Annotated in this window: 11 protein-coding genes and 3 tRNA genes; 1 reads left to right on the forward strand and 13 read right to left on the reverse strand. The window is 46.2% G+C overall.

Features of this window, described 5'->3' with window-relative positions:
• Nucleotides 1-372 precede the first annotated feature (372 nt).
• From RCO25_RS33535 to RCO25_RS33560, 6 genes are all read right to left on the reverse strand, one after another.
• On the reverse strand, nt 373-636 hold the full coding sequence (locus tag RCO25_RS33535) for a hypothetical protein (RefSeq protein WP_309000393.1): 264 nt from the start codon (nt 634-636) through the stop codon (nt 373-375).
• A gap of 406 nt (nt 637-1,042) precedes the next feature.
• Complete coding sequence (locus RCO25_RS33540) at nt 1,043-1,237, reverse strand: YolD-like family protein (RefSeq protein WP_309000394.1); 195 nt, start codon at nt 1,235-1,237, stop codon at nt 1,043-1,045.
• Nucleotides 1,238-1,612: 375 nt separating this feature from the next.
• Nucleotides 1,613-1,698 (reverse strand) — tRNA-Leu (locus RCO25_RS33545).
• Between the two features lie 21 nt (nt 1,699-1,719).
• Nucleotides 1,720-1,796 (reverse strand) — tRNA-Ile (locus tag RCO25_RS33550).
• Nucleotides 1,797-1,833: 37 nt separating this feature from the next.
• Nucleotides 1,834-1,910, reverse strand: a tRNA-Met gene (locus RCO25_RS33555).
• Nucleotides 1,911-2,017: 107 nt separating this feature from the next.
• Nucleotides 2,018-2,182 (reverse strand): hypothetical protein, encoded by a 165-nt coding sequence (locus tag RCO25_RS33560; protein WP_309000395.1) that lies wholly within the window; start codon nt 2,180-2,182, stop codon nt 2,018-2,020.
• Nucleotides 2,183-2,418: 236 nt separating this feature from the next.
• On the opposite strand from RCO25_RS33560, the gene RCO25_RS33565 reads away from it, so the two are divergent.
• Nucleotides 2,419-2,931: a 2'-5' RNA ligase family protein gene (locus RCO25_RS33565; RefSeq protein ID WP_309000396.1), complete on the forward strand. Its 513-nt coding sequence runs from the start codon at nt 2,419-2,421 to the stop codon at nt 2,929-2,931.
• Nucleotides 2,932-2,995: 64 nt separating this feature from the next.
• On the opposite strand, the gene RCO25_RS33570 is transcribed toward RCO25_RS33565, so the two are convergent.
• The 7 genes from RCO25_RS33570 to RCO25_RS33600 all read right to left on the reverse strand — a co-directional run bounded on the left by RCO25_RS33570 (nt 2,996) and on the right by RCO25_RS33600 (nt 12,025).
• Nucleotides 2,996-4,519, reverse strand: coding sequence for an ABC transporter substrate-binding protein (locus RCO25_RS33570; RefSeq protein WP_309000397.1), 1,524 nt, complete (start codon nt 4,517-4,519; stop codon nt 2,996-2,998).
• Nucleotides 4,520-4,524: 5 nt separating this feature from the next.
• Entirely contained in the window at nt 4,525-5,415 is an 891-nt protein-coding gene (locus RCO25_RS33575) for an ABC transporter ATP-binding protein (protein WP_309000402.1), read from the reverse strand.
• Between the two features lie 8 nt (nt 5,416-5,423).
• Entirely contained in the window at nt 5,424-8,348 is a 2,925-nt protein-coding gene (locus tag RCO25_RS33580) for an ABC transporter permease (RefSeq protein WP_309000398.1), read from the reverse strand.
• A gap of 3 nt (nt 8,349-8,351) precedes the next feature.
• Nucleotides 8,352-9,425: an efflux RND transporter periplasmic adaptor subunit gene (locus tag RCO25_RS33585; protein WP_309000399.1), complete on the reverse strand. Its 1,074-nt coding sequence runs from the start codon at nt 9,423-9,425 to the stop codon at nt 8,352-8,354.
• On the reverse strand, nt 9,391-10,122 hold the full coding sequence (locus RCO25_RS33590) for an ABC transporter ATP-binding protein (protein WP_309000400.1): 732 nt from the start codon (nt 10,120-10,122) through the stop codon (nt 9,391-9,393). Before RCO25_RS33590 ends, RCO25_RS33585 begins: the two co-directional genes overlap by 35 nt.
• A gap of 178 nt (nt 10,123-10,300) precedes the next feature.
• On the reverse strand, nt 10,301-11,029 hold the full coding sequence (locus tag RCO25_RS33595; protein WP_309000403.1) for a methyl-accepting chemotaxis protein: 729 nt from the start codon (nt 11,027-11,029) through the stop codon (nt 10,301-10,303).
• Between the two features lie 75 nt (nt 11,030-11,104).
• The gene (locus tag RCO25_RS33600) at nt 11,105-12,025 is read right to left on the reverse strand and encodes a HAMP domain-containing protein (protein WP_309000401.1); all 921 of its coding nucleotides are present in this window, start codon (nt 12,023-12,025) and stop codon (nt 11,105-11,107) included.
• Nucleotides 12,026-12,283: the final 258 nt, after the last annotated feature.

The raw sequence follows: 12,283 nt of genomic DNA on the forward strand, positions 1-12,283 counted from the left end.
GGCGCATTACCCAATCTATTTTTCTCAAGCATGAAGGTCATCTCCTAGGATAAATTCTGACCTATATACCTTCGACAAATGTTTGGAAATACCTGCTAGTTAATCTTGCTGTCGTAGTTAAAAAAAGATGGACCTCTCAAACATGTATTTGTAATTGCTTGGCGCGCTGCAGCGCTTGGACATGATTGTTTGCTCCAAGCTTTGGGTACTGCTGTCTTGCCGTGCCTTAAATAAGCGGACAGCATATCTGCCATCATAGGTCCTTCGTCTATAAATCTGCGAATGTATCCTTGGACTAATAACTGAAAACAAAAAGCCTTTCTCTAGTGAGAAGGCTCATTTTATTACCTTTGAATGCAACAATTCAAATAGTCATTTAGGAACAATTCTTAGCATTGACTGACTCTCAAGACGTGAAACCTCATCTGTTAATGTACTATGTATGGATTTACGCATCTGATAATCTTCAATTATGTGTTTCTTCATTTCAAATCCATCTGGTATCAGAGGCAACACATATTCATATTCCCTTAGAGTATTTTCGAATTTCACTATATCTTCTCTAATCATCTCAATATTTCCCCTGATCTGTATCAGTTTCCTATCTTTTAACTGACCAAAAAACGTGACACTCATATTACGACCTCCATATATTTATGTGGATATAAGTATGTCACTTTTTATTTAGCATTATACAAAATAAAAAACCAATGGATAGTTTCTAAATGAAAATTGATCCAATATTTTCGGTAAGGTTTCTCACCGGTTCAGCTCCTTCAGGCATGTAAAAAGCCACTCTTAAGAGTGACCGGATTTTTATTCGTCAAACTTCCCTTTATACAAATCGTCCAGTAGATGAGTGAGCATAATCTTCTTTGCAACCCACATCAGAATCATTCCGCTATCGATGCTTTTCGCTTCATCATAGCCATCAATCTTCAATCGAAGTTGCTCAGCGTTAAACTAAGATGTTCAATTAGTTTCTGACGATCAATCCTCAAATTGGACACCCTCGATATCTTTGATTTGGAACCATTCCCCATCAATCATAAAACGACCTTTTAACTGATCTACGCTTCTCAACGGCCTTTGAGATACCCTCCCATTCCTGTTCATCAAGATGAATTCGTGATCGTTTCTTTTGTTGGTATGCATGTTCATTTATGTTCACAATATGCTCCGGCAACATCATACGACTTGATTCCCATGAACCGTTTCCTACTAACTTCTTTCTCATCGATTACACCATCCTTGTAGATTGGTGTATTTATTATATGCAAACACTTGTTCTGCTATCAATAATGACTTGATGGAAACAAAATTAATAAAACCGACTTCACCCCTTGTTCAGAAGGAAATCGGCTTTATTGATGTTCTTCAAATTCAATTGGATTGTTTACAGCATCTTAACTACTTACTGCTATCGTGTTCTTTCGTCAGACTGGATTGAGCTTTTCGAACAAAGAAAAAAGCACCTCTTCGCGATTCATTCGTTTTTCAACGAGAAAACTGCGTTTACGAGGTGCTACTTCCTTTTACCATTCAATAAATTATTATTGAATGGTATTATGTACTTCGTGAAAACCATTGAAAGCTCAAGGTTTTCTAGGTATGCCGAGGACGGGAATCGAACCCGTACGGTGGTCACCCACCGCAGGATTTTAAGTCCTGTGCGTCTGCCAGTTCCGCCACCCCGGCATGTTGTGAAGGTTTTGCTTATGGTGGGCCCTGAGGGACTCGAACCCCCGACCAATCGGTTATGAGCCGACCGCTCTAACCAACTGAGCTAAGGGCCCTCGAAAAACGTATATTTCAACGTATTCATCGAAAGGTTGGTTGCGGGGGCAGGATTTGAACCTGCGGCCTTCGGGTTATGAGCCCGACGAGCTACCGGGCTGCTCCACCCCGCGACGTATATCCATTTGAGCAAAGCTTCTTGAAATGGCGACATAAAATAATATACTATATGAGCATGATTTAAGTCAAGCAAAATATTCTATTTTATTTTTTATTCTTTTTAAGGAATAAATCTGACCCCGAATCGCCCCTTGCGCGACCGAAAAACTTCGACTTCACGCGGGCTTTCATAGCCGTGAACCCACCAGTCGTTTTCCATTCTTCTAACCAGGCACCCCGCTTGAAATTTCGTCTCGTATAGGCGAACCCAGTACACCCATCTCATGCGAATCCCTCCACTGTTTTATAGGATAAGCAGCATGTCGCTGCCTCAATAAAGGTTGTAGCCATTAGGATACCCCAAACATGAGATAATACAAGTAAACATAACCATAAGCCTTTACAATCACATGAATGCCATTCGCCTCTCCTTAAGTTCAAAAATGATGAATTTTTCAACTTCTTAATTATTATACAAATCGGGTATACTCAAATTAGGTCATTTTGAAGGAGCTGAAGACCATGTTATATGGCGTCGTCGTTTTTCCGGAAAAACATGTACAGGATTTCGCGAATAGCTGGCGAAGACGGCTTGATCCGCATTACTCAGCCATTCCTGCTCATCTAACACTCAGAGAAGCTGAGGAGTGGTCGGATGACGAGCTGCAGACAGCTGTGAACCATTTAGAACAAATCACATCCGCGATGCCTGCGTTCTCCATTCAGTTGAACCGGGTCTCTACCTTCTATCCGGTCAATCACGTACTTTACCTTGCGCTTCAGGACACAGTCCCCATGCAGCAGCTCCATGATAAGGTTTGCAGCGGACCTATGACTATCGCAGAGCCTAAGTATGTATTCACGCCGCATGTCACTATTGGGCAAGAGCTCTCTGCAGAAGAGCTTCATGATGTATATGGCAACCTACGCATGCAGGCCATTGACCTATCTTCGAGAATAGATCGCGTACACTTGCTTTATCAGACCGATAACGGCTCCTGGACCGCTTATCAGTCGTTTCTTCTAAGAGGTTAGCCTTATAGTTGGAAAAAGCCCGCAAACGACGCTAGGATCGTTTGCGGGCTTTTTATCGTATTAGTTATCTTGGTACTGGCATAATGTCAATTGCGCCGCCACCGCCGTCTACGCCACCGTTAGGGTTCGTTTTCAAGCGTTCCAGCACAGCGTTTCCGCGGGTTTCCCACTCGGCGAGCGCTTCTTTTGCTGTTTTCGTCTTTTTAATCACTTCTTGGAATAACTCGTTGCCTGGTTGCTGCGCTTCCCAAATACCTGGTTTCTCGCGGAATATTTTTTCGGAATCCGTGCTCGTTGGAGGAAGCGGCTTAAGGGAAGTAAAAGCGTCCATGTTGTATTGCAAGCCTCCGATTGGCGTCAAGAACTCCTTGCGGGCAACCATCTCGTACAAACTTCTCGACTTCAGCTTAGCCCATTCCTTGCTGTTCGAAAATTTGATGAACTCCCATGCATCTTTATCATTTTGCGCTTTGCTGTTAATACCCATCAATTGGCTCAAATAGATGTTGCCACCGACCTCAGGATCGTTCGGATGAACCGGTACCGTAACAACGTCCCAATCAACAGGTTCGAAATCTTTAATTTTCGATGCGTTATCCGATGCTTTTTTGAGCTCATTGATATAGCCGTATTCACCGATTGTCATGGCTACTTTGCCTTTGATAAACAGGTCGCCATAGAATGGATCATTGACATTGCCGCCGTCAGCAGCTTGCTTCTCATAGATCTTGTTCATATACTCCTGGGTCGGAATAATTTCTTCTTGATAGAGAGAAGAAACCGTGTTCCAGACATTTTCCCACTGAACGCTGTTAACGAGCATTTTCTCGCCTTTATCATCCCACATTTTCAATTGCAGCGCCTGGCTGTAAACCTGTGTGTCGTTAAAGCCATCGGATGGCCAGCGGTTAAACGCAAAACCGAATTTGCGTTCTTCTCCCTCTCCTTTTGCTACTTGACGTGCAAGGTTAAGCACATCCGCCCACTGCATCTTATCTGTTGGAGGCGTTACGCCAGCATCAGCAAACAACTTTTTATTGTAATAAAGAGCAGAAGAGCTGAATGTAGGAGTTAATGCATAAAGATTGCCCTCACCTGCAGCCTTAATTCCGTCAATCACGGTCGGAACATAATCGCTGAGGTCAAATTTATCCTGCTGCACTAAAGGATCCAGCGGCTGAAGCAAGTTGTCTTGCGTCATACGGCGCAGCATATTGTAATCAAGGACTACAACATCGACCGGATTTTGACCGTTTAGCATTTCCTTCATTTTCTCATAAGGATCCGGCTGAGTGACCGGCTTAGCTGGATCTGTCTGCTCAAAGCGTTGCTCATCATAATTGATTGCGCCTACGATTTCAAATTCAATGTTAGGATGAGACATTTCGTACATATCCGTGTATTGCTGACGGAAGTATGGCTCGTTATCCGATCCGCCGTATAGAACCCCAATCCGCAAAACCCGTTTTTCGGTAGACTCGTCTGAGCCGCTGCTGCATGCAGCAAGCAAACCGATAAGCAATGCAAGCGTTAAGCTTACTAAAGTCAATTTGCGAAACCGAATTCCTGAAAACCGTTTGTTCTTCATCCGATTTAACCCCCCAATGATTTAGGCGGAGTGATTATGATCCGCTCACCGTCAAACTCCATCGTTGCTTTGTCCTTAATGTTTAAAGCAGATAAATATTCCTTCGGTACTTGTAATCGTCCAACCCGATCTACTACGACATAGGCTTCATGCACAGATTGCAGTCCGCTGGAAACAGCCGGAAGCTCTGCCTCACCTCCATCAAGATTAATATTCGGATTACGTTTAATAAACTCCGTGCTCGTTAAACCGTCACGGATCGCAACCACTCGGTCAACCTTGCTCGCAAGCGTCAAATCATGCGTAACGATTACAATCGTAATTCCTATTTCGCGATTAAGCCTGCGGAAAATACCCATTATTAGATCAGAGGTGGTTGTATCAACCGAGCCTGTCGGCTCATCCGCCAGCAGCAGCTTCGGGCGGTTCGACAGCGATATCGCAATGGCGACCCTTTGCTGCTCCCCGCCAGATAATTGATGGAGCTTATTGTGCATCCGCTCCTTAAGCCCAACCCACTCGAGCAGCTGTTTTGCATATTCGCGATCCACCTTGCCGGATAACATCATCGGCATCTCCACATTCTCCAGCGCGGAGAGGTAAGGAAGCAGGTTGCGGGCATTATTTTGCCAAATGAAACCTACCGTCTCCCGCTTGTATTGGACAAGATCCTCTTCGGTAATTTTAAGCAAATCCCAAGGACCTACGCGCACCTGGCCGGCAGAGGGGCGGTCAAGACCGCCCAGCGTATTCAGAAGCGTCGATTTCCCGCTTCCGCTGTTGCCGATGATAGCCATCAACTCGCCTTCATTAACTTTTAAATTAAGTCCTTGCAGGGCGACGACTTCCAAATCATCGGTTTTGTAGATTTTGACCAAGCCTTCGCAATCGATCATCGCTGTTGTCATCGTTCCTCTCCCATCTTGACCGCTTGATGCACTCTCAGCCTACGAATATGCAGGAAGAGCAGCATGGCGCCGATCAGCATCATGACACCGACTACGACGAACAATTGATTCGTATCATTCGAATCGAAAATAACACGGAACGGAGGCACTGTTTCTGCAACATTTTCTGTCGTTTGAAGGAAAGGCAGGAAGAGTAAGCTGACCGCTTTTCCGATCAAAACGCCGAGCCCGATAGCAAGCCCCGCGGTGAACAGCTGCTCAAGCAGCAGCATTCCGGTAAGCTGTTTACGCGATAATCCCATCGCACGGAGCACGCCGAATTGGACGACCCTACCCGATAGATTAAAGAACCAAAACAGCACATAGCCAGCAAGCGTAATGACTACCGAAACGAGGAAACCTAAACTCAAAATACCGAAAACTCCGCCTCGCGTAGGAAGCTTAGACTGGGAAATCAGTTCGCTTCTCACGTCTTTTACCGACGCAAGCTCGATGCCCGCCTTCTGAAGCTCAGTTACAATTGGGGCAACCTTGGCATCCGGCTTCATTTTGAGCCATACCTCGTATGGAATAAGCGGCAGCTGGTCATAAATATAATCCAAATTCGTTATAATAAATGGCGATTTGTCCGGATATTGGCTGGGCCAATATGGCAAAATACCGACTACCACAAAGTCAACCTTTCCTTCTGCGAAGCCGACAGAGATCGGATCGCCCAGCTTAAGCTGGTATTTCTCAGCTACTTTAGAAGGTATGAGTGCAGCATGTTCATACAGGCCTAGATTATTTAAATAGGAGTAAGGATGTACAGGGTACAAATCGTTACGGAACCAGCCGACCTTAGCAAAATCAACGTTATCGATCCCCATTACCGTACCTTGACCGATTGATTTGCCAGAGATAACGACGCTGCCCTTTGCCTGCAGCACGCGAGCAGCCGCTTCTACGCCTTCAAGGGAACGGAATAGCTCAAACGGAGGTTCACTGTACAAAATCTTAGTGGGCACGCTTTGACCGCCGCCACCGCCGGAACCTCCTCCTGACCCGCCGCCTGCGCCGCCTCCAGAACCGCCACCGCTTCCTCCGCCGGATCCGCCGCTGCCAGTGCCTCCGCCGCTTCCACCTGAACCGCCGCCAGGAGTCGTTGTCACTTCAGCTGAGCCTTCCCATACCGTTTGAATGGTTACGTCAGCACCGTACTTATACAGCGTCCGCTCCGTCGAGTTCAAGTCAATGGTTCGAGCTGCCGATGCGTTATAAACACCTAGACCCAGCGTCAGCACTAACAGGATCATCAATGGATAATAACCTTTGGAAGAGCGCGACAGCTGCGTCAGCGTCAAATAAAGCGGTACGGGCAAAAATTTGCGACCGAACCATGTGAAGAGCTTCAACAGCCACGGGAACAGCCTTAAGAAAAATAATCCAAGCGCAAAAATCGATAGTGCCGGAACAAAGAACAAAAACGGTTGGACATTTAATTGATCCGTTGTCATTCCGGTTTTGAATGTCAGCATCTGACGTTCATTAAACATGTACCAACCATACCCTGCAGCAGCGATCAATAGAACATCCAGATACCAGCGCTGCCAGCCTGGCTTGCGGTCTGAGCGAGCCAGATCCTGTTTGTAGCTTACGATTGACGATCTTGCGTAAATGATCGCTGGGATAATCGTGGCCAGCAGTGCGAGCAGTACGGCTGCGCCTCCTGCGATAATCGCTTCCGTCGAGAAACCAACCGGTATCGATTTCCGATTAACAAAGGAGAGGAAACCGTTGGCGGAGCCAATGCTCTTCGCCATAAACCAGCCCAAAAAAGGACCACTCGCCAGAGCAATACCGCCAAGCAGCAGCCCTTCCAACAAATAAATCCAAATAATTTGCCGCGTGCCTGCCCCGCGGCTTCGAAGCACGGCAATGTCGCTACGCTGTTTATCCAGCGACTGGCGGGCATTCATGGCAATGAAGAAAAACACCATAGCCAGCATTGGAGCGGCTAGCGTAAATAGCAGCGTCTGCAGCTGCAGGCTTTGCTTCTTAAATTCCGAAAGAGTGGACGCAAAGGAAATTTCTACTCTGGTGTCCTTAAGACGCTGATACAATTCAATATTTAATCGTTCAAGCGTCTTCCCAAGCGGTGTAAGTTGGCTCGTTTGAATTTCCGACAGATCAAAGGCGTAATACCAGCTGGCATTATGCAGAGGTATACCATTCTTACCAAGCAATACCTTCTCAAAAGCCGCCTCACTAATCTGGAATGTGCCGAGCAAGCTCTCCATTCCTTGATACCAGTATGAACTCGTATCCGTTAGCGGCTTAACAGCTCCGACGATTTTCACTCGTAAAGTGAGATCAAGACCGCCGTATATCGGATATTCAAACACGTCGCCGATATGTACATCGTTACGATACATGGCTTCCTCGAACATGACTGCTTCGAGCAGTTCTCCGTCTCCTTCAGCGTTTACGAACCATCTCCCTTGGGTGAGCTCGGTGTTCGCTTCTAGTCCAGACATTGTCATAATCGTCAGCTGACGATTTCTTCCAGCATCGACCTTCGTTGGATCCTCAGGCACTACCTCTGAGCCCCGTATGGAGTAACTGTTGACATACGTATTGAAAGGAAAGTTAATCTCCTTTGGTACTCCTTCTGAGATATAACGCTCAAGCTCCGACAATGCTGATAAATCCGTTTTACCGCCAGCAGGTGATTGATACCTCATGAGCAGCGAGCCGGCCGGTAATCCGGCGCTCTTCTGCTGCAACGATTCGGCAACGACTCTCTTGAGGGCGCCATCTGCGTACATCGGTATGCTCGTTGCAAACGCAACCGCCAGTGTCAGTCCCGCAAGCGTGCTTAAGGTTAGCCAGCGCGTGTTCCACATTTTGCGGAACAAAAAACGAAACAGCGGAATTCCCATTGGCTATCGACCTACAACTTTCTGCCCCGGCTTCAAACCTTGCAGGATTTCTACCTGCGTCGAGGTTTGTTGACCAACCTCAACGTCAACTTCGCGCTTTCCATCTGCATCAATTACCTGCACATAGGTGCGGGAACCGATAGAACGAAGCGTGGAAGGAGGAATAACGATGGCGTTTTCTGTGCGCTTCGTAATAATGTTAATGGACAGCGGCGTACCGCGATTTAAGTTTTTCGGCAAACCCTTGAGATCTACGATCAGGAAATCCTCAGGCCTCTCCGGCTTCGTTTCTCCAGGCGTTCCACCTGTACCTCCTCCGGTATTTTGATCTTCCGTTTTAACCGGAAGCAGCTTTACCTTACCATTAAAGGTTCCTACATTGCTTATATTGGCAACAACCTCTAGTCCAACGGCTATTTTTTCCAGCTCTGTTTTGGTGAGCTTAGCGGCAGCCGTTATTTTGCTTGTATCAGCGACAATGGCAATAGGCGCATACGCCTTAATGAGATCGCCCTTCTGTACATTAAGCGTAACGATCGTCCCGCCAAATGGCGCCTTCAAAGTAGCTTTTGCGATTTCCTCTTCCATATCAACAAGCTTTTGCTTGCGCTCTTCAAATGCGATGGACTTTTCCTCAAACTCAATCGGATCCATTTCATCGCGCTGGCGCAGCGTCTCTTTCATTGCGATTTCTTCTTTCTTGAAAGCAAGCCTTTCCATACGGAGCGTTTTGACGAGATCGTCAACGTCCAGCTCGCCAATTGCCTGCCCGGCTTTCACCGTTGCTCCTGCTTTCACATACAGCTCTTTCAAATGCTTGCCGTCTAATGTGAAAAACATAGTCTCTTCTTCCAAAGAAATCAGCTTGCCAATTACTTGTACTTTTGTTTCCAGTGTTGCGGTCGTCACCTCATATTCCGGTTTTTTGGATATTTGAGGCGGAGCAATCTCAGGCAATACTTCTTCTTCATCTTCCGCGGGAAGCAACGAACACCCGCTTGCGAATAATAGGGAAACGCTCATTACAACAACCATTGAACGTTTAAATAAATTTCCCGTCCACCATTTCATAGACATGGTCGGCAACCTCCAAAATCGTAGGATCATGTGTAGTCATGCAAATAGAAACTTGTTCAGTGCGAATGATATTTTGGAAAACCGCCATAATTTGTGCTGACATGCCGGAATCCAACTCTGCAGTCGGCTCATCAGCTAACAGCAGCATCGGTTTATGTGCAATCGCTTTTGCGATAGCTACACGCTGCTGCTCACCGCCGGAGAGCTCGAAAGGCCGGTGTGTCATACGCCGCTCCAGCCCTACCAATTCTAGACACTCGGTAACTCTGCCCTTCCATTCCGCACGAGGAACACCCGCCATGCGAAGGGAAAGCTCTACGTTTTCCCGGGCGGACAAAAGCGGCATAAGAGCGAAGGCTTGGAAGATAAAGCCCATATGCTTACGTCTGACTAATGTACGCTCATCATCGCTCATACTATGAAAAGGCAAGCCATTAAACAAGATTTCACCATTACTTGGTGTATCAAGCCCTCCCAAGCAATTCAGCAATGTCGTCTTGCCAGAGCCTGATCTACCTCTTAGCATAACTAACTGGCGTTCCTTAAGCTCCATTCGAATGCCCTTTAATACATGCAGCGGAGAACCGCCAACTTGAAATGTACGCTCTACGTCAGTAACGGTAAGTAGATTGCGCCTTTCTTCAGCGGGTTCAAGCTGCGCTTCTGTCTTCAGTTCTTCTTCCTGCGGAATGGCCATTAGCTCTTCCGATCCCTCCTTAACCGACTTTCATAATTCTCATCTTACATGATAGACGAAGGACATGCTCAAAAAGTTACGTCAAAAACACACAACTTTTCAAAACATTTTTTAATGAAAAAAAAGCTGATTTCAGCTGATTCTTCCGAATCACGCTGCAGCAGCTTTTACTCCAATTTCATTTCACCTTAAAGCGAGAAATAGCATAATCCAGATCACGTACAATCCCATCTAAATGAATAGCTGCGGAAGATATATTGTCCATCAAGGCAAGCTGTTCTTCCGTTGCGGCAGCGACGCTCTCTGTCTTCTCCAGGTTCACAGCTGCCGTAGCGGCTGATTGCTCCATTGAGGCGCTGACCTGCTCAGAGCTGGCGGACATCTGCTGCGTAATCGCGGAGTTTTCATGAATCTGCTCGCTCATTTGAATAATGGAAGCAACGATTGTATCCAGGTTTTGGCGGACCTCATGGACTCTCTCACTGCCCCGCTCCATTTCCTCTATCGTTTGTGACATGTACGCTGAAGCTCCCGCGATCTCATTGCGCGTTTCATCTACTAGCTGGTGAATTCCGTCAGCGGAAGCAAGCGAGCCTGCAGCAAGCTTGCGAATCTCTCCGGCAACAACAGCAAAGCCTCTCCCGTGTTCGCCAGCGCGAGCCGCTTCAATGGATGCGTTAAGCGATAATATATTCGTCTGATTAGAAAAACTCGTAATGTTCTCGGCAATCACGCCGATTTCCTTCGACCGATGCTCCAGCATGCCTATCGTGCTGGAAAGCTTGTTAATGACCGATGCCACTTCGTCCATTTGATTGACTAAACGCACCAGTGCTTCATGGCTAAGATTTGCTTGCTCTGAAGTTGAAGTCGACTTATCCGCAATCCAGGCTGTATTCTCAGCAATACTTGGATGCCAATCGTCATTTCTTCAATAGCTCTGGAAGTTTCCTCTGCTCCTCTTGCTTGGACCTCTGAGCCATTAGCCACTTCCGTAATATTTCGGGCAACATGCTCGGCAGCGGCGGCCGATTCCTTTGAAGTTCATGAGCTGAGCAGTCGACTTCGTTACCTCACTCGCATTTCCCGCAATACCGCTAATGAGCTGACTCATCGTTTCGATCATATGATCAACGGAACGCGAAATACTGCCAAGTTCGTCCTTGCTGTACTTGCTATCAGGCAGGACGGTCAAATCTCCTTCTGCCACTCGCTCTGTTTTGAGAACGACGCTTTTTATTGTCTTCATGATATGGCGCACCGTGAAAAAGACAGAGACTCCCAAAACGATCGTTACGACAATGATCCCTACTAATAAAATGAGCTGCGCTTTATCCAGCTCAGCCGTGATTTGCGTGATGGTCGTATTCGCATACACACCGATATTTTGACCAATTTCATCTATGCCTGACCGACTGGTTTGAAAGCTATTATCGATTTCGCTATTTTGAAATTTGCTTGCGCCGTCTCCCACAGCTTTTTCAGCTGCTGCTGTCCAGATATCGAAATTCGTTCTAAATTCAACTAAAATCTGCTCCATACTGCGTTCAGAGTCACCATAAGCTAAGTCCTGCAGTCTTTTTTCGGTTAAAATAGCTTCGGCTTCGCCTACCCTCTCATCCACTTGCTTGATGTTATCAGACAGCTCCTTCCGCGCGGATTCGGCACTTACCTGATCCAGGGTACCTGATTCAACCTTCAAATAAGCTTGATAAGCCTGATACATATCTCGGTCAGCGTTTAAGATTAACGTATCGACTTTATTCGAAGTTTCATAAATTTGTTCCGTCATTTCTTCTAATATGGTGCGCTGCTCACCCAGCATATAAAGTCCAGTAAAAGCATAAAACGCAATTGGAATAATAGAGAGCATTGCCAATCTAAAACGTAAAGATAATTTCATTAATAATCCCGCCCCTCAATTCATATCGTCTAATGATATTTATCGGCGTTTTGCAGGTAATAAGAAGAGCAATTATTAAAATTATTAAAATTTATTGTCGAATTTTGAACTAAAAAAAGGCGTGCTCTCCCGATAAGAGTAAACTGGCCCCTTAGTCAAGGACACTTTGAAAAAAAGAGTGTTAAGCTGCACTTAGTAGATGATTCCTGTACTGAACAGGAGTCATCTTTTTTAGTCCCCACTGATATCGGTGATGGT

The sequence above is a fragment of the Paenibacillus sp. LHD-38 genome, assembly GCF_031157315.1.
Taxonomy (GTDB): Bacteria; Bacillota; Bacilli; order Paenibacillales; family Paenibacillaceae; genus Pristimantibacillus.